Origin of the sequence: Mesorhizobium sp. M1338, from assembly GCF_040318045.1 — a bacterium.
Classification (GTDB): Bacteria; Pseudomonadota; Alphaproteobacteria; order Rhizobiales; family Rhizobiaceae; genus Mesorhizobium.
Genome location: NZ_JAMYLL010000041.1, coordinates 19,470 through 45,558 on the forward strand (window position 1 = coordinate 19,470; position 26,089 = coordinate 45,558).

The window sequence follows — 26,089 nt, forward strand, 5'->3', positions numbered from 1 at the left end:
GCTTCAGCAAGCGGCTTTAGAACGGCAATCTTTCTGGCGGATACGCGTCAGCCATCGCCGGACTGATCGGGAATGTGTTCTGCAAAAACCCATCGGTCGAGCACGACGAAATTGATCGCGGGCACAAGCAAGCAGGTAATCATGATGGGAAAGATGAGCGGCAGGCCCAGCTTCGCCGTCAAGAGCGCCGGCGCGCCATAGGCGATGGCCAAACCGATCGCCGCCAGCAAGAGAAAACGCGGAGCCTCTGATTTATGCGATCCGCGCGACATGAAGGTTACTGACCTGTGCGCGAGATAGGAAAACAAGGCTGCGGCTGCATAAGCTGCAAGGGACGCTTGGACGGGGCTGAAGCCGAACCGTTCCGATTTGACAAAGGCGTCCGCCAAGGCGGCATACAGGATTGTGGCGGCGATGCCGACCAGGCCGAAGCGCGCCAGAAGCTTCAGGACGGTGCCGGCGGCAGACCGATGTTCAGGCAAGGGCACTACACGCATACTGGGCGCCGAGCGGCAGCGGCGCGAGGGCACGCTCAACCTTTCTGGCGAACCCGCTGGCCGACGGGAGCAGCAGGAAGTGCTCGGATCGAACCTCCCTAAAGCCTGCTTGTCGAAAGAGGGCCGCTGCTTTGCCCGCGTTGAGCAGGACCGCGTCTTTGTCGAACGGACACCGGAGCACCGCCAGGCGCGTCAGCGGATTATAGGGGTTGTGCTCGATGATGCAGGCGACGCCGCCTTGCCGTACGACGCGTCGCATCTCGCGAAAAAAATCGAACCAGGATGCGGGCGAAACATGATGAACAACACAACTTGCAAAAGCCAGGTCGAACACCCGGTCGTCATAAGGCAGGCCCGTCGTGGTGCATGTCCTATAGACGACGCCCGGATTGTCCTCGCTGGCGCGCTGGATCGACCCTTGCGAGACGTCGCAGCCATCCAGGCGCTCGAAAGCGCCGCCTAGATAAGGATGGAGCGAACCGACACCGCAGCCCACATCAAGCGCCCTCACCATGGCTCCCCGCCGACGAAGTCCTCGCTCGGCGACTAGGCGCCGCAGCAGGTCGGCCTTTGCCACCAAAAAGAAATCGTGCTTGAGTCCGGAAAAGCGGATCGACCCATCGATCGTCTCTCCATAACTGGATCTATAGCTGTCGAAGAGTTCGGACACTGGGAGCGACTCCGTTCTTGGGCTTGCGAAACGATCTCCGGCGCCCACCAGCGATGGCACGCACCGGCTCGTCGAAGCCGGTAAGCCGATCGATCACGTAAAGAGGTCGGCGTTTCACCTCGGCGTGGATGCTACCGACATAGAGGCCGACCACGCCGGTCATGAAAAGATTGATGCCACACAGGAACGATACGATCACCACGGTGGACGTCCAGCCGGCAATGACGCCGGTTTCAAAAATCCAGGCGAACACGGCATAAGCGCCAAAGGTCAGCGCAAGTGCGGAAATGGCCGATCCGCCCCAAAGCGCAAAGTGGAGCGGCTTTTCCGAGAAGCTGACAACGGCGTGGACGGCAAGGTGCATCATCTTCCAGAAAGGGTATTTGGTCTGGCCGATGGTCCTCGGGGGGCGTTCGAATGGCACCCCCGCTTGCCTGAATCCCATCCAGCCGAACATGCCCCTGACGAAGCGATCGTGTTCAGGCATGTGTCTGAAGACATCCAGCGCATGGCGGCCGACCAGACGGAAGTCCCCGACGTTGCGCGGGATGTTGACCGGCGTCATCTTCTCCAGGAAACGGTAGAAAAGATCGGCGCTAAGCCGCTTGAACCAGGATTCGCCCTCGCGCTTGACACGGCGGGCGTAGACGATCTCGAAACCTTCCTTCCACTTTGCCACGAGATCAAGAACGACCTCCGGTGGATCTTGCAGGTCGGCATCCATGACGATGACGGCATCCCCCGCAGCAGCATCCATGCCAGCCGTGATCGCAATCTGGTGTCCGAAATTACGGGAAAGCTCGATAAGCCGGAAGCGAGGCTCGGCGGTGACCACCCGCCGAAGGTATTTGACGCTGCCGTCATGGCTACCGTCATCGACAAAAATCGCCTCGGTCTCTCCGTCCAGCCGACTGATCAGTGACCTGATCCGTTCGATCAGTCGCGGCAGCACTTGTTCTTCATTATATATCGGCAGGACCAGCGAGTAGCGCGGCGACGCGTTCACTCCCGTCCCGACGCTTTGGATCACAGAGGCTCGCATGCGGATGAAAATGAAACGCCCGCACCAAAGTTCCATAAGGCGTAGCTAATTTAGAAAATTTTAGATATGGCGAGTCGGGGGAAAGACAGGCGCTGCTGACACCTGCTCAAAACTCAATAGTCCATATCTGCAGCCTCGTCGCGACCGCGAACCGCCTGAGGCAACCACAAAATCTTTAATCCGCGAGACCGCCGTCGCGATGTTCAACGGCATGAATGATCGCTTCATAAACGCTACCGATCTCTTCATCGATCTCCTGAATTGGGATGCCTTCGACGGCGGCCGCCCGCAGGGCCCGGTCTGCCATATCGGTCACAAGCCGGCCCGGGTCGTCGGTTGGCCCTTCCGGCATGTGTTCGGAAATCCATTTGTATAGAAAGTCGGCACCGCGGGTGCTCATGGCGATTGCTGGATAACGACCTCTGCCGAGACAAACCTAGGATGGGGAACAGACAATGTCAGGCCTTTCGAAATAGCCTCGGGCGCGAGGTGACGTCTCACCCTCTTCGGGTTGCATGCCTACCCTATGTTCGTTGACGGGCATTCCGCGCTTCCAGCCGGTATAGAGGAGAGCAGGCCGGCAGCGACGGCGCGCATTGCCGTTCAGCGGCACCGCGATGGAATAATCGCGGTGCCGCGCACAGCTAGCAGTTCGCGTCAGTCTGCGGATCGCACGCCTTGTTTTTTTGCTTCTGTGGCTTGGGCTTGGCCGCCTGCTCGGGCTCGGCTTGCTGCTGCTCGGCGGCGGGCTGCTCCTTGGCCTTCGGCTTCTCAGGCTTGGCCGCCTGTTCCGGCTCGGTCTGCTGCGGCTCGGCGGCGGGCTGCTTCTTGGCCTTCGGCTTCTCAGGCTTGGCCGCCTGCTCGGGCTCGGCTTGCTGCTGCTCGACGGCGGGCTGCTTCTTGGCCTTCGGTTTCTCAGGCTTGGCCGCCTGCTCGGGCTCGGCCTGCTGCTGCTCGACGGCGGGCTGCTTCTTGGCCCTCGGCTTCTCAGGCTTGGCCGCCTGTTCCGGCTCGGCCTGCTGCTGCTCGACGGCGGGCTGCTTCTTGCCCTTCGGCTTCTCAGGCTTGGCCGCCTGTTCCGGCTCGGCCTGTTCGGTCTTTGCCGCGCCTTCGGTCGGCTTCGATTTCCGGCCAGCCTGAACCTGCTTCACCTCCTCGATGTCTTTGAGCTTGGCTGGTTTGGCCTTGGGATCGGCTTTCACCTCACCTTCAAAGACCGCGACCGTATTGTTTTCCAATTTGCCGGACTGCTCGGGCGCGTCGGTCTTGCTGACCTTGACGGCCGTCACCTTCTGGTTCGTCGCCTTTTCGATTACATCAACATCAATGACTTTGTTGATCACCACGTTGTTCTGGATCGTCACGTCGCCGGCCGGCTCGGCCGCCTCGGCAATGCGCACAAACTCGGGCTCATCACGGATAACGACGACAGAAACGTCCGCAGCAAGGAATTCGCGGGTGGGGACCACCACCCAGTAATAATCCGGCGTGGTGTCGAAGGTTATCTCGATTGAAATCAAATCCGGATCACGGCGCGGCGGCAGCGGAGCCCAAATGATGTACTCCCTGTCACGACGCCAGCTCACCCATGCTGGCGCCCAGCGAGTGCCCGGAACCCAGTACCAGCCGATATCGTCGGCATAGCCCCATCGGCCGTAATGGTACGTCGCCCAACCGAATGGCTCGTCGGACACCCAGAGCCAGCCATACTGCTCGGTATAGACCCAGTGTCCAAGCGTATACGGACGCCAATCGTCAGGCACATCAATCGGCACGAAAACGGTCGCTCCGTGATACGAGACCCAATCGCCATGGGAAGACAGGTCTTCGTAGAATGTGCTGATGGAAATCTCGGCGGCGGCCCTTGCCTCGGACACAAGCGGCAATGGCGTAATCGGGTTGGGAATCTCGACGATTGTGAGCAGGCAGGCGGTTACACCGCCGAGCATCAGTCGCACCGCATTGTGGGCAAGGACGCGTTTCATCCCGTTTCCTCCGAAACAGATCGCCCTTCATCTTGGAAACTCGCCGGCAATCGAATTGTTCCACCTTGCTGGCGTCGCCCGCATTCGCTCACGCAGCGGCTTTGCTCGCAACCACGAAACTGTTTCCGCAAAGTCAGATGAGATTTTCGGACCGCTCGATGCCGCGAAGACACCCTGCAAGCCTATGTAGACAAAGCTTCCTGCTCCCACCAATCTGAGTAGCGTGGCAATGGCCTTGAACAAATCGCGGCGTGCACACACACTGGGATGAGATACTATTTCAAACGAACCGCTGCGCCGGTTGCGCACCGATGATCATGTTCGACCTCGTCAAGCCGCGCGGGAGCAGAAACCTCATCGGCACCTCGAAGTCGACGGCCTCCGCGACCTGTCCTCAAGGTGCAGAACGGAGAGGTCGAGCGGATGGTAGCCCGGCTCGCTCGGCGGGCACAAGAGCAGTGCCGTCTGGCCGAAGCGGTCGTTGCATCGAGCTGATTGCCGGGCCTGACAGGCCCAGCTCTCAGTCGCTCAAAGCATAAAAGTCAGGCCATCGAAGGCCGCCGATTTCGAGCAGTTGCGAAATATCGAGCGCCCCTCCGGAGCCGCATGAAGAAGCGGCGCGGGAACACTGCGCTACCTTCTCATGGGAACTTCCGGCTCAATCGGCCCACTTGGCCGGTCCACGGAACTCGATCCCATAGCCGTCCGCGAGTTCCGCCACTTTGGTTACCTGGGTCAGGAATGCGCAGCTCGCGTGCGGCCCCAATGATGCCCGTCAGCAATGCGCCATGTCGGTCATTCCGGCCGACTTGACCGCGTATCAAAAACGGACATTGCTGGCGGCACCCTGAGGTCGCGGTTGCGCCAGAAGCGGTCGTCGAAGCTCAGAAATCGGGTCCCTCGAAATATTGGGCCTTCAGCCATGTATTCGACGGTCCGCTCCTGTAGCGGCTGTCGGCGCGCTTCGAGATAATGCTTTCGAGCCCCACCTTTTCGATGGCACGGAAAATTGCTAGCGCACTGCCCTCGAAATGCTCGCTGTACTGGATCTTGCCGGGGCCGTGCTCAACCAGTTGCCATAGCGCCTGCTTGCGCTTCAGCAGGGGCAAGGAGCCTAGATTGCGACCGTCGAGATGGAGGATGTCGAACGCGACGAACACCAGCCGGCTCGGTTCGTTCCAGATCGCGGCTTCCAGCGAAGGGCAATCGGGAGCGCCCTGCTCGCCTGGCACAATGACCTCGCCGTCGATAATGGCAGCCCGGCATGGCAGCTCGACAGCCAGCGCGATGGGCCAGTATTTCGTGGTCCAGTCACGGCCGTTCTTGCTGTAAAGACGCACACCGCCTTTATCGATGATGATCTGCGTTCGGTAGCCGTCAAGATTGACCTCGTGAAGCCATCCCTCATCTTCGGGCGGCTCCTTGACCCGAGTCGGGATCTGCGGCGGAATGAACTCCAGCCGGCCGCCGTTCACCTTGGCACGCTTACTCAATGACCCCACCTTTGATCGCGCAGCGGCGGCTGTTCGGCACAGGCAGCCCGACATCCCCCCAACCTGGACGCCTGCCGCCTGTGCCGAGGCCCCGCCGAGCCATTGCGAGCATCTGCGCACCAAGCCGGATTGTCGTTAGCTTCGCATCCACATACTTGTCCTGGCGTACATATCTCGCTCGTTGCGGCGGTCTTGCACCACGCAGTCTTCTGGCTAATTTCGAGCGACCTGATTAGTCCATCAAAAGCACCACAGCAGGATGCAGCTTCTTCAGATTCGGCAATGATTTTGATTGCCAGGGTATGTCGGGCGTTCCACGCACGACGAGTCGGACATCGGGATGCTTGCGCACCTCGATGGTAAATTTCGCCAGCAGGTTGATGCCGGAAGAGTTGAGAAAGTGAAGGTCCTTCAGATTGAGCGTAATGGAAGCGGGATTCGAGGCAAGCACGCTGGTCGCCAACGCCGTGATAGGCGCACCGGCGTCGGAACTGGCAAGCCGCATTGCACCGTCGAAAAAAATTTCGCTTCCTTCAGTCCATACGCGGTAGTCGTCTGTCTTGATTTCCATAGCCTAGCTTCGTTTCATTTAGTTGTGAATTTGCGAGATCGGAATGGAGGCATATGTCTCCACATAAATCCGATCGCTTTCGTCGGCGGCGCTGAATATCCAAGCCAGGCGCGCGCCGTAGTCGCTCATCAACGTCAGCAATCCAAGTCCGGAGCCTCCTACGTCGGGGTTCGCGGCATTGGCTTCAATTCGCTGTATCAGCAGGTCCATGGGGTCGCCAACCGTGATGTCTGCCAGGAGACTTTGGAACTCGGACGCATCTTCACCATCGACGTCATTCGACACCTTGAGCTTGAAGCATTCCGAATCCATCGACGCCTCAATCAAGATCTCACCCGGTGCGCGAAACTTGACGGCATTTTCGATGAGTTCGTTGACCAGATATCCAATGCTGTGCCGCACTTCCACGTAGTCATTGCGGGACGACCGGAAGCGCAACGCGAAAAGATCGGCGATGAAGTCCGAGGTCGTGGCACAATGACGCCAACTCAAGTCGAGAGGTCCATCGAACAGCCGCACGCGACTGACGCTCTCCTTCATCCCGATTGCAACGTCAGGGGTCCCGAACAGCGTTGTCATGGCTATGTGTGCCTTATGATCACGAGGGTGATGTCGTCGTGGATCTTCTGTATCCCGATATGGGCCATCAGATCGTCGATGATGCCGGTCTTGATGTCCTCGGCGCTGCTGCCGTGACGCTTTTGTGCGCTCTCACAGAGGCGCTCGAATCCGAACAATTTTCTGTCCTGGTCTTCCGCCTCGGTCACTCCGTCCGTGTGCAGCACGATCACGTCGCCGCTCCCGAACACGATGTCGCGCGTGGCAATGAACTTCGAGATGTCATTCTCCAGGCCAACCGGCAGACCCAGATCCATCGTGTCGATACGTTCGACGTCCCCGTCCGCACGCACGACGAGAACGTCCTCATGCTGGCCGGATAGCGTGACCCGCTCATCCTCGAAGTCAAGGAAGGCCAGCGAGAGATGCTTGCCGGTGTTCGTTCGCTCGATGTTTTTGTAGATCGCTCTGTTCAGCCGATCCAGAAACTGGTGCGGATCCCCCTCGTTGGTCTCCTGCAGCGCGCGTGCAACGGATTGGACCATGAGCATCAGCACGCCGCTCTCGAGACCATGACCGGTCACGTCGCCGATGCCGATTTTGACCCGTGACCCGTTCTGCAGGACGTCATAATAGTCACCGCCGACCTCGTCGGCCGGCCGCATGTAGGCCGCGATCTCCAGCCCCGGAATCGCTTCGAGTTCGAATTGTTTCGGCAGGACCATCATCTGTATTTGCCTGGCGACCGCGAGTTCGGCGCCAAGACGGACGTTCTCGTCCTGCAGCTTTTCGTTAAGTGCGGAAATCTCCTGATTGGCGTCCCCGAGTTCCCTGGTTCGTTCGTCGACGAGTTGCTCGAGGTTTTCCGTGTGAAAGCTGATCTGCTCGGCCATCCGGTTGAAAGCGATTCCCGCCGCTCCAACCTCGTCGCGCGTTGGAATGCTCACGCGGACCGAATAATCTTTGGACTGGAGCCGCTGGGCGGCGCTGGCGAGCGCCCTGAGACCCGCGGTGATCCGCTTCGAAATTCCGAGCACGGCGGCAAAAACTATCAGAAGCGAAACGACGATCGCAGCGATCTGAAAAAGCAGGATACGGTTGGTTGCGCGGGAAATACTCTCCTGCGCGGCAAACAGAGACGCATAGATCTCCCGTTCGGGAACGACGATCCCGACCGACATCGTTTCGGACTTGATCGGTCCCGAACTCCACAGATTGGTTGGCTTCAATCTTTTGAGGACAACAATGTAGGGTACGCGTTCGCCCTTGTCGTCGAGCATGATATGCTGAATGACACCGTCATTGTTCCGGTCGAGAGGCAGCGACGCGATAGCCGGCTGCGTGCTTCCCCGCAGGGACCTCTCCAGGCCAGTGACGCCCTGGCCGCCCGCATCGCTCGATGACGTCAGGCCGATGATTGCTTGGCCCGACGGATTGATCGCCACCACGTTGCCAGTCGACATCGTGAGAAAGCCGAATCCGGTTTCAGCGATCTTCACGCGTTCGACGACTTCCGCGAGTTGGTCGAGAGTGATGTCTGCTCCCGCCGTACCGGCGATACCGGTGTGATCGCGCGTCCACAGCGGATGGAAAAAGCTGACGATCAGCTTTCCCGTGATTGCATCGGTGTAGGGCGCTGTCTGGGTAATGTCGTCGGGGACGGGACGAGAGGCTGGATCCCTGGCCCATTGCTGCCATGAACCGTAGATACCCGGAAAGAAGAACTCCCAGAATTCCGCCTTGTTGTGGCCCGGATAGAGCTTGTCGAAGGTCTGTGCCTGGTCCGTATACGGCACGGTCCTGAATATCGGCCGTTCTTTTGGACCAATATAATACATCTGCAGTTTGGACGATCCGCTGGCCATGAGCGTCGGCGCAACGAGGTCCAGGACGGTGCTGTCTTCTATTTCCTGCTGAACGCTTGGCAGCGGACTGTGGTCGGCGCCCAGCAGGTAGCCCCAGACGCTCACCACGGAGGGCGCGCCCGGCAGGTTCTGTGCCCAATCGCCCCGCGCGTCATAGACGACCTTTACCGAGCCGGGAGCCTGCTGCGAAAGGGTGGCTCCGACCTGTTGCTGCCTGCTTGGATCGTCGATCTGGGCCTGCAGCACGCCGGCCAGCGCCTTGACGTCCCCATGAACTCGATCGAGCAGCAGGTCGACGCTCAGCGCTGTCGATTCGGCATAGGAACGAATGTATTCCTGGTTTGCGGTCGTCAGGCCCTCACCGACTTCCGATGTGGCATCGCGCGACAGCTTTTGAACGTTCCAAAGCGCCAGGCCACCGCTCAAGAGGAGGTCGAACAGCACGGCGCCGCCAACGACCAATACGAATTTCGCTCGAAAGGAGCGCAGGCCGAAGCGCGGCGTACCCTCATCGTCGGCTTTCATTGCGGCCGTCGCCCCGATGCGACCCAGATCGGCCAACCCGCATAACCCTTGGGGTGGAGCGCAGCGAAAATGTGGTCCTCGAAGCCCTGCCGAAACCGCGCGACGAACTCCGGTCCATCGCCGCGTCTGGTCGCCATCTCGCCCGCATAGACATCCGCCCAGGCTGCGATGACATCGGCGAAGTCCTGCGGATCGCCGTCCAGGTTAGTGACCATGAAGGTCTCCACAAGGATGTCTTCGAATCCGGCTTCCACCAGGTATCGCCGACTCTTGGGCCCAAGCTCGACGTCCATCTCGAAATGCCCGAACAGCTTCGCCACCTCGTCGTAGGTCCAGCGAATGCTTTCGGCGCGCGGCTCGCCGAGGCAATGCGAATTCTTTTCGTTGGTGATATAGACCCGACCGCCTGGCTTGCATATGCGGTAGAGCTCCTTGAGGATGAGTTCAGGGCGATTGAAGATTTGCAGGGAATGTCGGCAGGTGACCAAGTCGAACTGAGCTTCGTCGAGCAGCATCTCCGACGCATCGCCATACGTATATTCGATGCCCCGGATGTCGAACTCCCGCATCACTCGTCGAGCATAGTTCAGGCTTGATCTGGAGTGGTCGAGGGCGACGATCCGCGATGGCTGGAACTCCTTCTGCGCGAGCACAGCGAAATCGCCGATCCCGCAACAGATGTCGGCCATGACGATCCCGGGCCTCATCCCGTGTCGCGGCAAGATCGCGCGCTCGTGGCGCCATGTCATCTTTGTCTGAGTACGCAGGATCGGTACGAACCCGCCTTCCTCTAGAAAGCCCTGGCCCGGATAGAATTCGGTGTCATACTCCTCGACGGTGATGTTCGGTTCAATTCCGCTCAGGCGACCGAATTTTCGCGAGGTCCATCCGACGACGCTTGACGTGATGACGACGAATTTGAGATCGGGTCGAGCGCGACAAGCGTCGATGATGATCCTCGAAAAGGCGTGAAACGCGGCGTTGTTCATCTGCGTCAGGCGCCTGACATTGACGTAGAGAACGCCGCGCACACGGCCGATCGCATCGCGAAGCAATGCTATGCTGGGTCCAAGCTCATCGATCGCCTGAGGCCGCACCACGCCAGATATGGAGAACTCCTGGTTGTTCGCGTCGTATTGCGCCTTAAAGCGCGGGAGAAGGTCGTAGGGGCTCAATTTTGCAAGCCCTCGAGCGGGAGATCCACGACAAGCTTGATTGCATCGCCATCGGCCTCCTCGATCCAGAGTGTCGCGTTGTAGTCGACAGCCAGTTCCAGGAGTATGACCTCACGGCTCGGCGCGAGATCCCCAGACACTGAATTGAGGTATCGCTCTCTGGCCTCTATTCCTGCAAGTTGCGACACGGCTTCTTCGTAGAATTGGCGCTCTTCCGGTACGCAAGGAAATGTCAACTCGATCCTATCCGTCGCGCCATGGCGAGACACCCTGCATGCCAGTTCGCCATCGGCATGGCGCGTGCGAAAGGCGACTTCCAGCAATTCGTTGAAGGCGGAGGAAAAGAGATTTGAATGCCGGACCGAGTCGGACCTGTTCTGGCTGATCATCCGGGCCATGTATGTCGAGACATAATCGCAGTGTCTCCAAGCGGAGACAAAAGCTTTGATTTCCATGTCGATCTGGACCATGGGTTCAAAGGTCGGTCCGCCGCCAGCCAGGTCATGATGAACAGGTCCCATCGGCATCCTCACTTGTTCCATCAGTATTGAACCCCCGCGGGGTGATGGCCTCCGCGACGAAAAGATTCACCGCCCGTGGTCAGTCAGTCTGGCACCGACCCGAAGAATTGCGCGGTATCCGCCTCGATCGTTCTACAAATCTCCACTTCATCGTTAACAAAGGGTTCAAGGCGCTAGTGCGCCCGATTTGATTCCTGCGTCGCTCGTACCACCCTCGGCGGGGACCGCTTGATGAAATCGCTGATCGCCTCGGCTCCGAGCGGCCGTCCTAGGTAATTACCTTGCAGGCAATCGCAATTTTCCTTGATCAGCCACCGTGCCTGTGCCGATGTTTCGACTCCCTCGGCAGTGACATTTATCCCTAGGCCGTGCGCCAGATTCATGATCGATCGCACGATCGTTTGGCTTTTGAGGTTGGTCTCCAGGTCCGCGATAAAGTACTGATCGATCTTCAAAGTGTCGAAGGGAAAGTTCTTAAGGTAGCTTAACGACGAGTAGTATGTTCCAAAATCATCGAGCGAAATTCGTATTCCCAGGACGTTCAGGGTATTCAATGTATCGATATTGTCGATCGTCTTCTCAAGCAGGACCGTCTCCGTTATCTCCAGTTCAAGTCTGTCGGCTTCGATTCCAACTGAGTCGATGATCTGGGCGACGGTGTCCGTCAGCGAACCGCTAAGGAACTGAGCTGGTGACAGGTTCACCGCGACCGTCAGCGAGGAAGGCCACGTCAACGCCTGGCGACAGGCTTCCTCGAGCACCCAACGCCCAATCTCGTCCATCAGACCGTCGGCTTCGGCGATCGGTATGAACACGCTGGGAGGAATGTTTCCGACCTCAGGGTGCCGCCACCGCAGCAGCGCTTCGAAACCGATCACCGACGAGGGAGGCCGAATGAGCGGCTGATACTCCAGATAAAGCTCGCCCCGCTCCAGCGCGGTTCGAAGGCTGCGTCTCAGATTCTCGCGTTGCTCAAGCAAGAGCAGCATCGAACGGTTGAACGTTCGAGCGCAGCCGCGTCCATCTGTCTTGGCCGCGTAAAGGGCAATGTCAGCGGCTTTCATCAGTTGTTCGCCATCGGTCCCGTGCTCCGGCCCGAAAGCAATTCCGATACTCGAGCCGACGAAGACGGGAATGCCGTTGATGACGAACGGGTTCTTGAACGCGTCGACCAGCGATCCGGCGAGGCGCTCAGCTTCTGCTGGCTGCTCTTTTCCCAATTGGATGACAGCGAACTCATCGCCGGCATACCGGTATGCGGATTCGCCGTCCTGCAGCGCGTCGCGGATACGACCCGCCGCGAGCTGAAGAAGCGTATCGCCTGCTCCATGCCCGAGCGTGTCGTTGACTGCTTTGAAATCGTCAAGGTCGATCTGCAGCAGGGCGGCTTTCGGCTTCAGTTCGCCGAGGGCCGCCAGCGCTTGCTGCAGCTGCTCGCCGAATCGCCGCCGATTCTGCAGTCCGGTCAGCACGTCATGCGTCGCCTGATGGAGCAAAATTACATGCTCTTGCTCGTCCGTCACGCTGCGCCCATCGCGCTCCCTTGATTCAATGATTCCCACACCATTTGCAGCGGCGAAAACAAAAACGGACCGCAGCACTTCGCCCGATGACCGCGGCAAATCGATGCTTGCCGGTGGGCCGCCGTGGAACACGCGAAGAAATTCGTCGCGATACCTCGCATCGAGGAAGCTCGGGTAGATCTCCCAAAGGGCGGCACCCGGCGTCACCGCGCTTCCGTACATGCCCCGGAGCTTGGTTGCGTAGTGGGTCAGACAGAAGTCGCGGTCGTAGAACGACAAAAGTTCGGTCGTGTTGGCCAAAAGGTCAGCGAGAAGCGCTTCGCCGGGACGTCGAACATCGCTTGAGGAAGGCCCCCCACTCCCCTTGCCGACGCCTGATGCCTCTGGAGCCAAGAGCCACCTCCATAAGCGGCGCAAATCCACGTCGCCCAGTCCAGAAATAACATAACTATCAAGCTTGGCAAACTTTTAACTCGCGGTCTTAACAAGTGCAGCATACGGCGCAGGTGCAATGGGTGCTCCGCTGTGGTTCTCAGCGATAATAATCAACAGCCACAGTTGGTTAATAAGTCGGGAATTGTTACGAATTGGCTATATGATTGATGGCGTGGTGGACGCAACACGAAATATTCTGGTCCATGATGCGGCGTGGCCTTCCTGTTTTGAGCACGCCCCATCTCAACCATCGCCGAACTTGTGCTCAGCTTCCGAGCGCTTTGAGCCAACCTTCAAAGGAAGACGCCTTCTCGTGTTCAGCAAGCGAAACAGAGTGGGCGGGGCGCGGTAACACCACGGTACCGCGGCCTTCGCGGGGGCTGTAACCGAATTCCTTGCTGAATGCTCGGCTGAAATTAGCCGCTGAACTAAACCCGAAGGCCTCAGCAATGTCGACGATTCGCCGGCTGTCCGCCGGATCGCTAAGCGCAATATGGGCTGCCAGAAGTCGGCGACTTTGTATGTAATGGAGAACACCACCGCTCGGTTCGAACAATTGATAGAGACGAGAGCGCGATACGCCGAGCGCCCGGCACATTGAATCCGGTGCCAGATGGGCCGCATCCAGATTGTTTTGGACGTATCGACGCGCTCGCTCCATCAGCGCGACACTCACCAATTGTTCGGCGGCCGCGGCATGTTCCGCCGGAGGCGCGAGGCAGGCAATGATCATGGCGCGTGTTGCGTGTACGATGCGGGGCAGATCTTCAGCCGTGAGACTGCGCAGTCTTGCTTCTATGCTGTTGACGTAGTCGACAAAGAGGTTGGCAAAGTTGCCGGACATAATTGAATTGTTTTTTGCGTCGAGGGTTGACGCCGTATCAGAGAACAAATCACGCGGCAGATAGAGAAACAGGCTTTCCGAGTCCGTTACCCTCCCGCGAAACGGGTAGCCAAGCGATCTGAACTCCAACTTGCCCGGCTGGTTTTCCGCAACGCGGCGATCGACCTCCGTCCACGACCGGCCTGTACGTGGCAAGACGATGTACCAGTGGTCGATCGAACTGGATCGGAGCTTCGCGGCGGAACGCATGTAGCTATGTGCCGGCGCGCGCTGTTGAACCATCAGCATGCCACCGAGATTCCAGGCTGTGTGGTCGGCGGGAAAACCATCGTTCAGCGATTTGTCATCCGGCAACCTGACCTCGACAAGCGGCGCCATTTGCGCCTGCCAAGCGGCGAATTGATCCCCTGGCGCCAGCTCGAGCGTTGAAAAGGGCAGAGGTTCGAGCGCCGGCGCGAATGATGGAGCGGCCTCATTGCGGGGTTGACCTTCGCGCGACCAACGACGTCGATCACGGTCCCGCGGCTGCCTCGCAGGAGCCTCGTCTTGCCTCTTAGTGTCCATCGCGTGGTGCCATATCCGAATCGGGTATGCCCATGCCCCTCTCAATCATGTGGTGTATTTCAGGCATCTGGCAAGGCTGGCGGAACTCGAGTCGACCGAAACGGTGATCACGCTGGATTACAGCAAGAAATGCATTCCGAGATAAGTTTCTGGATGCGAAGATAACGACACTCTTCGACCTGATGCGTATAGAATCTGACATCGTTAAATAGTAGTTGAGGATGTCACCAAAATGAACACAAAGCTCAACAGCGAAGATCGTCGCAAGATAATTCTTGAGGGATACGGCAACAATGAGCCGTTGAAAGCTATTGCGGCAAAGATCGGGTGCTCGCTGGCGAGTTTGAAAGTCACCGCCAGCAAACTCGGCTGTACACGAACTGCGAAAGAAGCGGCGGAATTTCGACGCGGATTTCACGTCCCGGAAGACAAGCGGCAAGATTACAACCAGCTTATGATTGCTGGGCAATATAGAGCTCGTGAGTGCGCGCTGATTTTGGGACTCCTAACAGAACAATCATCAGGCAGCAGCTAAACTGATTCCAATACACCTGTGGACGGTATTGTCACTTAATCATTCCATCGTGTCAGCGGTTCATCAGTAAAAAGCCCGCCGCAAGGCACGGGCGACGGGCCCTGAAAGGTTCGCACAGATGCTGCGTCGACGTTTCAATCATTCCTGCCTCAGCCCTCACGATCTGGCTATTTGCGAACGCGTGTTCGATCGGGTCTGCGCGAATGAACATCTCGACCCTTTGGACCCGGACGCCGAAATCCTGGCAGTGATGGTCGTGGCCATTTTTCAAAATGTTCACACCAGCGAGCGCGAACTGCTGGAGGCGGTCAAGTGTCGTCGGCAAAAGGCTGCGGGAACCGGACATTAGTACATGTCGCCTAAAAGTGCGCAGCGGTTTTAGTAAAGCCAGATGGAAGCAATAACCTAAGGCGTCGCATGAATCCGTTCCGCGCCCAAAGCAGCTGCTTGCGGCGGTGACCGAGGCGCCGGTTACCGCATCGTGTCGTCGGCAAAAAAGCGACGTTGCGCTCTCTGCTTTCACATCCGGGTACGCCGAAAAGTCCGGCGGTCAAAAATCGACCAGCGGCGTGTCCACGATCTGGTGCTCGAACAGCAGCCAGAACGGCGATCCCCGGGATTCGGAGTACCAATGCTCAAAAATCGCAAGGGCCTCGCCGATATTGGTGGCGGGTTCGTCCTCGGGCAGTTTCGCGGCCTGGAACAACGCAAGCGCAACGGGGCCAAAATGCGTGATCGCTTCCGTGCGCGCCTCGCTGTCCGCATTCCAGCCGAGCCGCAAGCGCAGGACGGCCAAAGCGCTGGCCACGGCGATCTCCTCACTTTCGGCCGAGGCCACGGCGTCCGAGATCGCCTGCATGAGGTTGAGCCGCCTGAAGGCGAAAGCGCGCTCCTGTTCCAGAACCGCGATCTGATTGGCCGCTTGTCGCCTGAAGCTTGCTTCGGTTGTCCTGGCGGTCTCAGCCGTCGTTTTCAGGTCATTCAGAAAGGAAGCCGTCGGGTTCATCTTGGCTCACTGGGATGGCGGAAGAGAGTGGGAGTCGAACCCACCAGAGACCGACTCGCGGCCCCTCCCGGATTTGAAGTCCGGACGCCCCACCGGGGACGATGCTCCTCCAGAAATTTGCGCCATCGGCGGCTCACCCTCGCCTGTCAGGCGGAACAGGTCCAGCCTGCGCCTGTTCAGACGGCGCAAGTCTCCCCGCCGCAGCGTCACGCCGTGCCGATCGAGAAATTCGAGGATATGGATGGCGACCTTGCGTCCGCTGCCCACGCGATCGCGAAATTGAGCAGCGGTGAACTCGGCTGTAGGCATCGACGCAGCGAGGTCGCGCGCGATCTCGACGATCTGCGCCAACGCCTCGCGCTGGAAGAAGTGGTCATGAGCGACCTCGTGGACCTTCCCCATGCGGCCGGCAAGCTTCAGAAGCCGCCGGATTTCCGTCTCCGGCGCGGCCAGCGCCTCGGCAATATCCCACACTCTTGGCGGATGGAACCGTTCGGGTCCGCCGATGAGAGGCTGGGTTTGCAGCCAGAGAGTTTCATCCTTTGCCGTCAGGTGTGCCTCATGACCGGGTAGCCGCACCCAGGCACCGTCCAAGGCAACTTCTCCAGCGTGCGAGAGGCTCCGCAGAACTGCCGTGAAAGCGGGCGCCGGCAGACGTGGATCAAGCCCAATACGCAGTCTCTCCATTCCTACGCCCGGCAAATCCGGATTGTCGGCATGGAAGGTCTCCAGGGTCGCGGCCAAGTCGCGCTTGAATCGCAACCAGCGCTCCGGCGACAGCACGAGAAGCATTTCTCCCACGGCAAAATGGACAAGCCCGAGTTGATCGATCAGGCCTTCCGTCTCGCAGTCACTAAGCGCCCTGTCGCGCGCGAAAGCCTTCAGGTCGAAATAGTGGGGCGGCGCATCAAGGAGTGCGGCGGCGGCCAGTTCGGGCGCCAATAGCGCATGGGCATCGAGTTGGATCAGCCGTTCCGGCGCGCGGCGTTTGCGGCTGGGCGCCCGCAGATCGAGAAAATGTCCGCCGCCGATGGTTCGCTGCGCGGAGGTGTCGCGCACCACGTAAACGTCGCCGGCAGCGGCCGCGATCGGACTGTCCAGCACCAATTGAACATTGGCCGTGCCGCCAGGCCCGATCGGTTCGTCTGCGAGGAGTACGATGCGTGCCCCGACGTCCGTCGCGGCATGGTGGAGCCGCACCGGAAACCATTGGCCGATCGGCTTGCGTTCACCCGGCAGAACGCGAAGGCTTGCATCGATCCGGTCCGACGGCGCGTGAAGCTTCGGATCGACAATCACGTCGCCGCGCCGGATCGCCTCCTTGATAACCCTTTCGCCGGTCAGATTGAGCGCGCAGCGGTCTCCCGCCCGACCACGTTCAGCCGGCCGGTTCTGGGCGTGGATCGATCGAACCCGCGCAAGCAATCCCGACGGGCTTACGACCACGTTGTCTCCAATACCGAGAGAACCCGAAAGCACGGTGCCCGTCACGACGGTGCCCACGCCGCGCAGCGTGAACGAGCGGTCGACCGCTAATCGAAAACGGCCCGAAACTGCACGCCGGGCAAGACGCGACGCCTCCTCGAACAAGAGATACCTGAGTTCATCGATACCTTCGCCTGTAACGACCGAGAGGGGAATCAGGGGGGCCTCGGCAAGCATCGTCCCGGCAACTACTGCGCGGATCTCGCTCGCCACCGCGGTGCGGCGCTCGGGACCGGCCAGATCGCATTTCGTAAGCAGGACGGCGCCGCGCTTGACACCGAGCAGATCGACGATGGCGAGATGCTCCCGGGTTTGCGGCATGACGCCGTCGTCGGCGGCCACCACGAGCAACACGAAGTCGATGCCGCTGGCGCCGGCGAGCATCGTGTGTACGAAACGCTCGTGCCCGGGAACATCGACGAAACCGATGCTATCCCCACCCGGCACCGGCAAATAGGCGAAGCCGAGATCGATGGTCATGCCGCGTGTCTTTTCCTCCTGCAAACGATCGGTGTTTATACCGGTCAGCGCATGCACCAGCGCAGTTTTGCCATGATCGACATGTCCCGCCGTGCCGACGATCATGATGCGGTCTCCAGCAACGGCGCGGCGGCGCGACGCTCGGCCTCGGCGGCATCGCCCGCGCTCAATTCGGCCCGCACCGCAGCCAGATAGCGGCTGGCAAGGGCGCTGCCGCCTGCCTCGGCACGCAGGAGCCAAACCAGCGCCTCGACCGCGTCAGCCGGCACGCCCGTGCCAAGATGGCAGGCGGCGCCGAGCATTGCCTGCCCTTCGGCGTCTCCTCGCATGGCAGCACGGCGCCACCAGCGGACAGCCTCGTCCGGATCGCGCGGCACGCCGAGCGCATTGTGATAAAGCATGCCGATCCGGGTCATCGCGGATGCGATGCCCTGATTGGCCGCGGCAAGCGCCCAGCGTCGCGCCTCGCCGACATCGGGAGCCATCACTTCGCCCTCCAGCAGCATCCAGCTCAGCATATCCTGCGCCGGTCCGTCGCCAGTTTCCGCTGCGGCCCGATAGAGCTCGGCTGCCCGGCGAAAGTCCTGCTGAACGCCTTCGCCGCGGAAATAGAGCGACGCCAGGTTCCTTTGCCCGACAGGATCTCCTGCCTCGGCGGCGAGCGCCAGCCAGCGAAAGGCTATATCCGCGTCACGCTCGACGCCGAGCCCTTCGGCGAAGCAGGCGCCGATATTGTTCTGAGCGCGGGCAACGCCCTGGTGAGCCAGCGGCTCCCATATGGAGAGAGCCACGGCATGATCGCCTCGCCGCGCGACTGCGAGGGCCTCGGTCATGCGTGCGGCCACAGGCGTCTCGGCTGGGCGGCGCGCAAGGCGATCAAGCCAGCGCATCGGTTCCTCCCAGATTTAAGCCGGCTAGATTGGCGATGAATTTCGCCTCGTCTTCCAGGCAGCGCAAATCGAGCACGAGCGCCTGGTTTTCGATGCGCCCGATCACGGGGACGCCCAACCCGCGCAGCGCAGCCGCAAGCGCTTCGAGCGCCCGGCCGCTCCCTGAGCGCGGCTTGAGAGCAAGCCCGGCGCTTGGCACAGTTTCGAGCGGCAGCGCGCCGGATCCGACTTGGCTCCGGCACTCCACCGTGTCGACCGCAAAGGCTTCGCCCACGGCGTCAGCAACCAGGGGAGCAAGGCGCTTTGCCTGCGCTGCAATCTCCCTCACCGAGCGCGAGAGCAGCCTTAGCGTCGGCAGGCGCTCGGCCAAGCGGTCGGGATCGCGGTAGAGCTTCAACGTCGCCTCGAGCGCGGCCAAACGAAGCTTGTCGACCCGGAGCGCCCGCTTCATCGGGTTGCGGCTGATCGCTGCCAGCAGGTCCCTGCGGCCGACGATGAAACCCGCCTGCGGACCGCCAAGCAGCTTGTCGCCGGAGAATGTGACGAGATCGGCGCCGTCGGCGACCGCCTCGCGCACGGTCGGCTCGCGCCCGAGGCCGTAGCGGGCTAGATCGACCAGCGTGCCCGAACCGAGATCATGGACCAGCGGTATCCCATGCTCCTTGGCGATTGAAACGAGCTCGGGTGCCCGGATCTCGGCCGTGAATCCTTCGACCCGGTAGTTCGATGTGTGCACCTTGAGGATGAGCCCGGTCTCCGGGCCGATCGCCGCGACATAGTCGTTGCGATGCGTGCGGTTGGTGGTGCCGACCTCGACAAGCCTGGCGCCGGCGCGCGTCATGATCTCGGGCATCCGGAAAGAGCCGCCGATCTCGATCAACTCGCCTCGCGAAACGATCGCTTCGCGACCGAGCGCCAGCGTGTTGAGGACGAGAAGGACGGCAGCCGCATTGTTGTTGACGACGGTTGCATCCTCGGCTCCGGTCAGCTCGCAAACGAGCGATCGAAGATGATCGTCCCGTTCGCCGCGCTCGCCTTTCTCGACATCGAATTCGAGAGCCACCGCTTCGCGCATCGCCAGCCGAACAGCCTCGACCGCCTCTTTCGCGAGGAGGGCTCGTCCTAGATTGGTATGCAGCACCGTTCCGGTCAGGTTGAAAACGGGACGCAGGGAAGAGCGTTCGCCGTCCCTGAGCTGCACGAGCGCGTCGCCGGCAAGATCTTTTGCCTCCGGCACGACGGCTCCGGCATTGCGGGAGGCCATTCGCGCATCGGCGACGGCTCGGCGAATGGCCTCCGCCGCGGCCTGCCGTCCGAAGCGCTCGATTGCGGCCGCCGCCAGCGGGGTCCTCAGCACTTGGTCGACCGACGGAAGATTGCGCAAAGGGTTTGCGGATGAAGCGGTCATCCTATCCTCAATAGCCAACAAGGAACGGATTGAACGATCCGCGGTGATGGCCGCCCTCGCGGACGAGCAGGTCGAGGCCGAGCGTCGCCACGTCGTCGGCGACCGGATCGAGAGCCGGATCCTTGTATTGGTACAGGATCTTTACATAGCAGCCGCATGCATCGCAGGTCTCGGCCTTGACCGTGCCAGAGCCTCCCTCGATTTCCTGATAGCCTATCCCCTTGGTCGAGCCGCACAGCGTACATTTGACACGGACGTGGTTCCACAATGTTCCACACAGGGCGCAGGCGCAGAACCGGGCCCCGTGTGCGCCGTGCCAACCGACGATGATCGAGCATACGGGCGGCCCACCGCAGGCCGGACAGGCGCCGTCGGCAACCGGAACGAGCTTCGAGCTGTCGAGACATGCCGCGAGGCGGGCGAAGTGAACCTGCAGCGCGGCCGCGACATAGACATGCTCGGCAAGCGCTTTCATTGGGATCGCATCGGTGAGCACATTGCGCACCATGGGATCGACCCCGGACGCATCGATATTCGCCAGCCTGCCCAAGGCGGCTGCGGCCGCCTCGGGTTTCTCGATCGTGGCTGCCACTTCGAACAGGCGGCCGAGCGTCATTCCAAGGGCGGCATCCGAAGTGAATTGGTTGCGATCGAGCGGCGGCATACCGAAGATTCGTGCGCGCTCGCGCGCCTCCGCGGTCGGCAATTCGATCTCCGGCAAGCCGTCCTGGATGCGGTGCTGCGCATCCGTCAGTGCAGCGAGGAAGCGGAGATAGGGGCCGAGCTGGTGGTCATCCGCCAACACATTCAATCGCTCGGAGCGGCGAATGAACAAGGTCCGCGGATCAGGCAGGCGCGCAAAGGGTGGGACCGAGACTTCGCCGATTACAGTCGGGTCAGGGCGTGACGGATCTTGTTGCCTTGGCATTTCAACCTCACGAACCTCACGGGCCACGTGGTCGGCTTGATACTGTTCCAGAGCAATTCCACGAAAAGTGTATAACGGTTTTTCGTCCGGAATTGCGTAAAAACAAATACCCGCTCATCCGGCGGGATCCGATCCAGAACGTCCGTCCGGCTTGCGTGCGATCAGTTCACGCAGCCATTTGCGATGATGCCGCCACGCCCAGCCGCCGGTCACCCGTCCGCGCGTCATGGCGGGAATGGTGCCGCGTACCCAGATGGCCGAGTAGAAATGAATAATCCAGACGCCGATGATCGCCACGGCAGCGATCGAATGAACAAGCAGCGCTACCCGCTGCTGGCCGATCGTGGTGTAAGCGGCGAAATATTGTTGCCAGATGACGATGCCGCTCGAAATCAGGATGACGATGAGGATCGACATTGACCAGAAGACGAGCTTCTGGCCGGCGTTGTACTTGCCGACTTCCGGGACGTTGTCCTCATGATTGGACAATACGTCACGGAAACGGGCGAGCCACGTTCCGTCCTCGGGCCTCCACAAATTGGCCTTCCAGAACCGAAGGAAAAGCCCAAGGAAGCTAAAGAAGAGCAAGACGCCGATCCATGGGTGAATGAAGCGCGTGAACTGGCCGCCGCCAAACAGCCCCGACAGGAAGAACAGGCTCGGGTGAAACATGGCAAGGCCGGTCAAGGCGAGCAGGATCAGGCTGGCCGCCGTGATCCAATGGTTGATCCGCGCGCCCACCGTGTAGCGGTCCACGATGACTGGCTTGCCGGGATGTACCTGCTCGTTCGGCTTCACGTCATACGCGGCCATCGTTGTCGCCTTCCGTCAGCTCTTCGGCATGCTCCTCATCCGTCTCGGAGACCCTGTTCGGTCCCATGACCAGATGGTGAAGCAGGCCGACGCCGGCCGCCACGCCGAGAATGGTGAGGCCGGCATATTTGGTCACGCCCTTCCACGCCTCCACCAGCGGACTGATCTTCGGCTCCTTCGGCAGACCCGAATAGAGTTCCGGCTGGTCGGCATGGTGCAGCACATACATCACATGCGTCCCTCCGACGCCGGGCGGATCGTAGAGGCCGGCATTCGAATAGCCTCGCGATTTCAGGTCCTTGATGCGGCCGTCGGCGTGCTGTTTCATCTCGTCTTTCGTGCCGAACACGATCGCCTGGGTCGGGCAGGCCTTGGCGCAGGCTGGTCCCTGGCCGACAGCCACGCGGTCGGAGCAGAGCGTGCATTTGTAGGCCGTGTGATCGACTTTGGAGATGCGCGGAATGTTGAACGGGCAACCCTTGATGCAATAGCCGCAGCCGATGCAGTTCTCATGGACGAAATCGACGATGCCGTTCGAATACTGCACTATGGCGCCCGGCGCCGGACAAGCCTTGAGGCACCCCGGATCAGCGCAGTGCATACAGCCATCCTTGCGGATCAGCCATTCGAGTTCGTTCGTCTCGGGATTGTCCCATTCGCTGTAGCGCATCAGCGTGAACATGTCCGGCGTGAGATCGGCAGGATTCTCATAGACGCCGGCATTGAGGCCGATCTCCGGATGCGTATCGTTCCACTCGATGCAGGCCGTCTGGCATGCCTTGCAGCCGATGCATTTCGAAACATCGATGAGCTTGGCGACTTCCGTCAATTGCTGCTTGGGCGCGGGAACCGTCGAGGCAGAGCGGCGGATGAGGTCCTTGTCGGAAATACGCGGTGCGGTGTCCGTCGTCGAAGGATTTGGAAGTGGAGGAAACATGGCTTACTCCTCCTACGCTATCGGCCCGGCGATGGGCTCGATGTTGACAAGGAACGCCTTGTATTCCGGCGTCTCGATGTTGGCGTCGCCGACAAAGGGGGTGAGCATGTTGGGGCCAAAGCCTTTCTTCGCCGCTCCCGTGAAGCCCCAGTGCAGCGGTATTCCGACGATGTGGACGGTCTTGCCATCGCAGGTGAGCGGCCTGATCCGTTTGGTCACCATGGCCTTCGCCACAACGGAACCGCGCTTCGACCAGACGCGCACCCAGCCGCCTTTGATGATGCCTTTCTCGGCCGCAAGCTGTTCCGAAATTTCCACGAAAAACTCCGGCTGCATCACCGCATTGGTGATGACGTGCTTGGTCCAGAAGTGGAAATGCTCGGTCAGTCGGTAGGAGGTCGCCGCGTAGGGAAACTCCTGCGAAGCCGATTCGGCGAACTGGGCCATATCGCCTTCGAACACCCGCGCTGCGGGGTTGCCGCGGACTTTGGGAGCTATCGGGTTCGCGATGGGCGACTCGAACGGCTCGTAGTGCGCCGGGAATGGTCCGTCGCGCATCATGCCCCGGGTAAAGAGGCGCGAGACGCCTTCCGGATTCATGATGAACGGGCCTACTTGATCGGGCTTTGCCGTTGGCAAGATGTCGGGGACATCGTAGCCCGACCATTTCGTGCCGTCCCATTCAATCACCTTGCGGCTTGGATCCCAAGCCTTTCCGGTGAGGTCAGCCGACGCCCTGTTGTAGAGAATGCGGCGGTTGGCGGGCCATGAGAACGCCCATTTGGGATAGGCGCCGGTTTCGTCAGGATCGGTGGTGTCCCGCCTGGCCATGTTGTTGCCGTTTTCGTTGAAGCAGCCGGAATAGATCCAGCAGCCGCAGGAGGTGGAGCCGTCGTCGCGCAGCGCGGCGAAGCCCGGCAAGAGCTTTCCGGCCTCGGCCAGTACCTTTGTCGGATCGGCCGTGTCGGTTACCCTGGCGAGCGCCCTGCCATTGATCTCCTGGGCAAGCTCCTCGGCCTTCGGATCGCCGGGATCGGCATAAGGCCAGTTGAGCTTGACGATCGGATCCGCGAAGGCGCCGCCTTCCTTGGTGTAGAGCTCCTTCAGGCGCAGATAGAGCTGCGCCATGATCCAGGTATCGCGTTTGGCCTCGCCGGGGGGCGTGCCGCCGGCCCAATGCCACTGCAGCCAGCGCCCCGAATTGACCAGCGAGCCGTCGTCCTCGGCGAAGCAGGTGGAGGGAAGCTGGTAGACTTCCGTCTGAATCTGCGACGGATCGACATCGTTGTACGGCCCGTGGTTCTCCCAGAACCGGCCCGTCTCCGTGTCCAACGGATCCATGATGACGAGGTATTTGAGCTTCGAGAGGGACTCGATTACCTTCTTCTTGTTCGGAGCTGCCTGTAGCGGGTTGAAGCCCTGGCAGAAATAGCCGTTCATCTTGCCCTGGTGCATCAGCTCGAAAGCCCGCAGCAGATCGTAGCCCGGCAGGTCGAGCTTCGGCAGGTAGTCATAGGCGAAGCCGTTCTCCGGCGTTGCCGCGTTGCCCCACATCGACTTCTGGAAGCTTACGAAGAACTTCCTGTAGTTCTGCCAGTAGCTCATCTGGTTCGGCCGGAGCGGCTTGAAGCCTCGGGTCGACATGTAGGCTGCCAGATCGACCTCCTTCTCAGTCGGCAGCGTCAGATAACCGGGCAGCAGGTTCGACATCAGCCCGAGGTCGGTCAGCCCCTGAATGTTGGAGTGACCGCGAAGTGCGTTCATGCCGCCGCCGCGTATACCAATATTGCCGAGAACAAGCTGCAGCATCGCCATGGCGCGGATGTTCTGCGAGCCCTTCGAGTGCTGGGTCCAGCCGAGCGCGTACATCGAGGTCATCGCCTTGGTCGGAGACGACGTCTCGGCGACCATCGCGGCCACCTTCAGGAACCGCTCCTTCGGTGTGCCGCAGATGCGCTCGACCATCTCCGGCGTGTAGACCGCGACATGCGTCTTGAGCAGATTCCAGACGCAGCGGGGATTGGCCAATGTCGCGTCGACAACGGCAAAGCCGTCGGTGCCTATGTCATAGTCCCAACTGGACTTGTCATAGTCTCGCTTCGCCTCGTTATAGCCGGAGAAGAGGCCGTCCTGATAGGTGAAGCCCTCCTTGACGACATACGTCGCGTTGGTGAAGGCCCTCAGATAGTCCCATTGCACCTTATCGTTCTGGATGCAGTAGTTGATCAGCCCGAGCAGGAAGGCGATGTCCGTTCCCTGGCGGATCGGCGCGTAAAGATCCGACACCGAAGCCGAGCGCGTAAAGCGCGGGTCGATGACGATGAGCTTGGCACCGCGGTTGGCCTTCGCCTCTGTAACCCATTTGAAGCCGCAAGGATGCGCTTCCGCCGCATTGCCGCCCATGATGACGACGAGATCCGTGTTCTTGATGTCGGTCCAGGAATTGGTCATTGCGCCGCGGCCGAATGTTGGGGCGAGACTCGCCACCGTCGGGCCGTGTCAGACACGTGCCTGGTTGTCGAACACCAGCATGCCCGCGCTGCGGACCACCTTGTAGGTCGCGAACGCGGTTTCATTGGTCGAAGCCGAGGCGGCGAGGAAGCCGGTGGTGATCCACCGGTTGACCGTCACGCCGTCATTGTTCGTCGCGACGAAGTTCTTGTCGCGATCGTCCTTCATCAGGCGGGCGATGCGGCCGAGCGCGTCTTCCCAGCTTATCGGCTCGAACTTGTCCGAGCCCGGTCTGCGGATCATCGGATGTTGCAGACGGGTCGGCGACTTGACAAATCCGAGCAGGGCCGACCCTTTGGGGCACAAGGTGCCGCGATTGGTCGGATGATCAGTGTCACCCTCGATATGGGTGATCTCGGCCGGCTCGCCCTTTCTGAGATCGCCCTTCGAATACAAGATTATGCCGCAAGCCACCGAGCAGTATGGACAGGTGTTGCGTGTTTCGGTGGTGTTCGCGAGCTTGAACGGCCGTATAGCCGCCGCGTGTGCGGCCTCGCTATCGCCGAAGCCTAGGGCTCCAAGCGTAGTACCGGCGAGACCCGCGCCTGCTGTTTGCAGGAACGCGCGTCGAGAAAGATTGATGTTCATGGGTTCCTCCCGAAGCCGATGCCCCACAAGGCAACTCGAACCAACGGTCAATCCGACTAACTAGTGTCGGACCAAATAAAATCAATGCCAAAGAACGAGGCACGTACGGTGCAGCAAAAGCGCCCCTCCGAACCGCCTTCCTGCAAAAGGTTGTGCCCGCAAATCGGCATTGTCTATTATTGTTGAATATTCTTGTCATCTTTTCGTGACCGCGATTGCGGTTGACGAAAACGAACGCAT

At 60.3% G+C, this 26,089-nt stretch carries 22 protein-coding genes, 1 tRNA gene and 1 pseudogene; 1 reads left to right on the forward strand and 23 read right to left on the reverse strand.

Annotated features, from left to right (window positions below; translation table 11 throughout):
- Positions 1–47 precede the first annotated feature (47 nt).
- From NKH19_RS25915 to NKH19_RS25975, 13 genes are all read right to left on the reverse strand, one after another.
- Complete coding sequence (locus NKH19_RS25915) at positions 48–497, reverse strand: GtrA family protein (RefSeq protein ID WP_352983005.1); 450 nt, start codon at positions 495–497, stop codon at positions 48–50.
- A complete protein-coding gene (locus NKH19_RS25920) occupies positions 475–1,167 on the reverse strand; it encodes a class I SAM-dependent methyltransferase (RefSeq protein ID WP_352983006.1) in 693 nt (230 codons plus the stop codon). The genes NKH19_RS25915 and NKH19_RS25920 overlap by 23 nt, the downstream gene beginning before the upstream one ends.
- Positions 1,142–2,209 (reverse strand): glycosyltransferase family 2 protein, encoded by a 1,068-nt coding sequence (locus NKH19_RS25925; protein ID WP_352983035.1) that lies wholly within the window; start codon positions 2,207–2,209, stop codon positions 1,142–1,144. Before NKH19_RS25925 ends, NKH19_RS25920 begins: the two co-directional genes overlap by 26 nt.
- 175 nt (positions 2,210–2,384) lie before the next feature.
- Positions 2,385–2,609, reverse strand: a complete 225-nt coding sequence (locus NKH19_RS25930) for a DUF768 domain-containing protein (protein ID WP_352983008.1) — start codon at positions 2,607–2,609, stop codon at positions 2,385–2,387.
- A gap of 244 nt (positions 2,610–2,853) precedes the next feature.
- Positions 2,854–4,194 carry a DUF6600 domain-containing protein gene (locus NKH19_RS25935; RefSeq protein WP_352983010.1) on the reverse strand — a complete coding sequence of 447 codons (1,341 nt, stop codon included), beginning with the start codon at positions 4,192–4,194 and terminating at the stop codon, positions 2,854–2,856.
- A gap of 884 nt (positions 4,195–5,078) precedes the next feature.
- Positions 5,079–5,741, reverse strand: coding sequence for an ATP-dependent DNA ligase (locus NKH19_RS25940; protein ID WP_352983012.1), 663 nt, complete (start codon positions 5,739–5,741; stop codon positions 5,079–5,081).
- Between the two features lie 178 nt (positions 5,742–5,919).
- Positions 5,920–6,258 carry a slr1659 superfamily regulator gene (locus NKH19_RS25945; protein ID WP_352663269.1) on the reverse strand — a complete coding sequence of 113 codons (339 nt, stop codon included), beginning with the start codon at positions 6,256–6,258 and terminating at the stop codon, positions 5,920–5,922.
- A gap of 18 nt (positions 6,259–6,276) precedes the next feature.
- Positions 6,277–6,837 carry a slr1658 superfamily regulator gene (locus tag NKH19_RS25950; protein WP_352869574.1) on the reverse strand — a complete coding sequence of 187 codons (561 nt, stop codon included), beginning with the start codon at positions 6,835–6,837 and terminating at the stop codon, positions 6,277–6,279.
- Between the two features lie 2 nt (positions 6,838–6,839).
- Positions 6,840–9,206, reverse strand: coding sequence for a SpoIIE family protein phosphatase (locus tag NKH19_RS25955; RefSeq protein WP_352983014.1), 2,367 nt, complete (start codon positions 9,204–9,206; stop codon positions 6,840–6,842).
- Entirely contained in the window at positions 9,203–10,381 is a 1,179-nt protein-coding gene (locus tag NKH19_RS25960; protein WP_352869576.1) for a methyltransferase domain-containing protein, read from the reverse strand. Before NKH19_RS25960 ends, NKH19_RS25955 begins: the two co-directional genes overlap by 4 nt.
- Positions 10,378–10,902, reverse strand: a complete 525-nt coding sequence (locus NKH19_RS25965; RefSeq protein WP_502911034.1) for a ubiquinone biosynthesis methyltransferase UbiE — start codon at positions 10,900–10,902, stop codon at positions 10,378–10,380. The genes NKH19_RS25960 and NKH19_RS25965 overlap by 4 nt, the downstream gene beginning before the upstream one ends.
- Positions 10,903–11,075: 173 nt before the next feature.
- The gene (locus NKH19_RS25970) at positions 11,076–12,818 is read right to left on the reverse strand and encodes a putative bifunctional diguanylate cyclase/phosphodiesterase (protein ID WP_502911031.1); all 1,743 of its coding nucleotides are present in this window, start codon (positions 12,816–12,818) and stop codon (positions 11,076–11,078) included.
- Positions 12,819–13,125: 307 nt separating this feature from the next.
- A complete protein-coding gene (locus NKH19_RS25975; protein WP_502911032.1) occupies positions 13,126–14,268 on the reverse strand; it encodes a helix-turn-helix domain-containing protein in 1,143 nt (380 codons plus the stop codon).
- A 232-nt stretch (positions 14,269–14,500) separates the two neighbouring features.
- On the opposite strand from NKH19_RS25975, the gene NKH19_RS25980 reads away from it, so the two are divergent.
- Positions 14,501–14,803: a hypothetical protein gene (locus tag NKH19_RS25980; protein WP_352983020.1), complete on the forward strand. Its 303-nt coding sequence runs from the start codon at positions 14,501–14,503 to the stop codon at positions 14,801–14,803.
- 52 nt (positions 14,804–14,855) lie between these two features.
- On the opposite strand, the gene NKH19_RS25985 is transcribed toward NKH19_RS25980, so the two are convergent.
- From NKH19_RS25985 to fdnG, 10 genes and pseudogenes are all read right to left on the reverse strand, one after another.
- Positions 14,856–15,149 (reverse strand): hypothetical protein, encoded by a 294-nt coding sequence (locus NKH19_RS25985; protein WP_352983022.1) that lies wholly within the window; start codon positions 15,147–15,149, stop codon positions 14,856–14,858.
- A 204-nt stretch (positions 15,150–15,353) separates the two neighbouring features.
- Positions 15,354–15,662 carry a hypothetical protein gene (locus tag NKH19_RS25990; RefSeq protein WP_352823130.1) on the reverse strand — a complete coding sequence of 103 codons (309 nt, stop codon included), beginning with the start codon at positions 15,660–15,662 and terminating at the stop codon, positions 15,354–15,356.
- A gap of 162 nt (positions 15,663–15,824) precedes the next feature.
- Positions 15,825–15,920, reverse strand: a tRNA-Sec gene (locus NKH19_RS25995).
- Between the two features lie 123 nt (positions 15,921–16,043).
- Positions 16,044–17,879 (reverse strand): annotated as a pseudogene (selB, locus tag NKH19_RS26000) (selenocysteine-specific translation elongation factor); the annotation flags it as partial.
- Positions 17,876–18,664, reverse strand: coding sequence for a tetratricopeptide repeat protein (locus NKH19_RS26005; RefSeq protein WP_352983024.1), 789 nt, complete (start codon positions 18,662–18,664; stop codon positions 17,876–17,878). The pseudogene selB and the gene NKH19_RS26005, both read right to left, overlap by 4 nt.
- Positions 18,651–20,072 carry an L-seryl-tRNA(Sec) selenium transferase gene (selA, locus tag NKH19_RS26010; protein WP_352983026.1) on the reverse strand — a complete coding sequence of 474 codons (1,422 nt, stop codon included), beginning with the start codon at positions 20,070–20,072 and terminating at the stop codon, positions 18,651–18,653. The genes NKH19_RS26005 and selA overlap by 14 nt, the downstream gene beginning before the upstream one ends.
- A gap of 7 nt (positions 20,073–20,079) precedes the next feature.
- Positions 20,080–21,000 carry a formate dehydrogenase accessory protein FdhE gene (fdhE, locus tag NKH19_RS26015; RefSeq protein WP_352983028.1) on the reverse strand — a complete coding sequence of 307 codons (921 nt, stop codon included), beginning with the start codon at positions 20,998–21,000 and terminating at the stop codon, positions 20,080–20,082.
- A 114-nt stretch (positions 21,001–21,114) separates the two neighbouring features.
- The gene (locus NKH19_RS26020) at positions 21,115–21,813 is read right to left on the reverse strand and encodes a formate dehydrogenase subunit gamma (RefSeq protein ID WP_352983030.1); all 699 of its coding nucleotides are present in this window, start codon (positions 21,811–21,813) and stop codon (positions 21,115–21,117) included.
- Positions 21,800–22,750: a formate dehydrogenase subunit beta gene (fdxH, locus tag NKH19_RS26025; protein WP_352869594.1), complete on the reverse strand. Its 951-nt coding sequence runs from the start codon at positions 22,748–22,750 to the stop codon at positions 21,800–21,802. The genes NKH19_RS26020 and fdxH overlap by 14 nt, the downstream gene beginning before the upstream one ends.
- Positions 22,751–22,762: 12 nt before the next feature.
- Positions 22,763–25,849, reverse strand: coding sequence for a formate dehydrogenase-N subunit alpha (gene fdnG, locus NKH19_RS26030; protein WP_352869596.1), 3,087 nt, complete (start codon positions 25,847–25,849; stop codon positions 22,763–22,765).
- Between the last annotated feature and the right edge of the window lie 240 nt (positions 25,850–26,089).

Coding starts and splice junctions, on each gene's coding strand:
- NKH19_RS25930 (WP_352983008.1), bottom strand. CDS start 2,609: ATGAGCACCCGCGGTGCCGACTTTCTATACAAATGGATTTCCGAACAC.
- NKH19_RS25990 (WP_352823130.1), bottom strand. CDS start 15,662: ATGCAGGCGATCTCGGACGCCGTGGCCTCGGCCGAAAGTGAGGAGATC.
- fdhE (WP_352983028.1), bottom strand. CDS start 21,000: ATGCCAAGGCAACAAGATCCGTCACGCCCTGACCCGACTGTAATCGGC.
- NKH19_RS25945 (WP_352663269.1), bottom strand. CDS start 6,258: ATGGAAATCAAGACAGACGACTACCGCGTATGGACTGAAGGAAGCGAA.
- NKH19_RS25985 (WP_352983022.1), bottom strand. CDS start 15,149: ATGTCCGGTTCCCGCAGCCTTTTGCCGACGACACTTGACCGCCTCCAG.
- NKH19_RS25965 (WP_502911034.1), bottom strand. CDS start 10,902: ATGGGACCTGTTCATCATGACCTGGCTGGCGGCGGACCGACCTTTGAA.
- NKH19_RS26020 (WP_352983030.1), bottom strand. CDS start 21,813: ATGGCCGCGTATGACGTGAAGCCGAACGAGCAGGTACATCCCGGCAAG.
- NKH19_RS25915 (WP_352983005.1), bottom strand. CDS start 497: ATGCGTGTAGTGCCCTTGCCTGAACATCGGTCTGCCGCCGGCACCGTC.
- NKH19_RS25925 (WP_352983035.1), bottom strand. CDS start 2,209: ATGCGAGCCTCTGTGATCCAAAGCGTCGGGACGGGAGTGAACGCGTCG.
- NKH19_RS25980 (WP_352983020.1), top strand. CDS start 14,501: ATGAACACAAAGCTCAACAGCGAAGATCGTCGCAAGATAATTCTTGAG.
- NKH19_RS26005 (WP_352983024.1), bottom strand. CDS start 18,664: ATGCGCTGGCTTGATCGCCTTGCGCGCCGCCCAGCCGAGACGCCTGTG.
- NKH19_RS25955 (WP_352983014.1), bottom strand. CDS start 9,206: ATGAAAGCCGACGATGAGGGTACGCCGCGCTTCGGCCTGCGCTCCTTT.
- selA (WP_352983026.1), bottom strand. CDS start 20,072: ATGACCGCTTCATCCGCAAACCCTTTGCGCAATCTTCCGTCGGTCGAC.
- NKH19_RS25940 (WP_352983012.1), bottom strand. CDS start 5,741: ATGTCGGGCTGCCTGTGCCGAACAGCCGCCGCTGCGCGATCAAAGGTG.
- NKH19_RS25975 (WP_502911032.1), bottom strand. CDS start 14,268: ATGGACACTAAGAGGCAAGACGAGGCTCCTGCGAGGCAGCCGCGGGAC.
- fdxH (WP_352869594.1), bottom strand. CDS start 22,750: ATGTTTCCTCCACTTCCAAATCCTTCGACGACGGACACCGCACCGCGT.
- NKH19_RS25935 (WP_352983010.1), bottom strand. CDS start 4,194: ATGAAACGCGTCCTTGCCCACAATGCGGTGCGACTGATGCTCGGCGGT.
- NKH19_RS25950 (WP_352869574.1), bottom strand. CDS start 6,837: ATGACAACGCTGTTCGGGACCCCTGACGTTGCAATCGGGATGAAGGAG.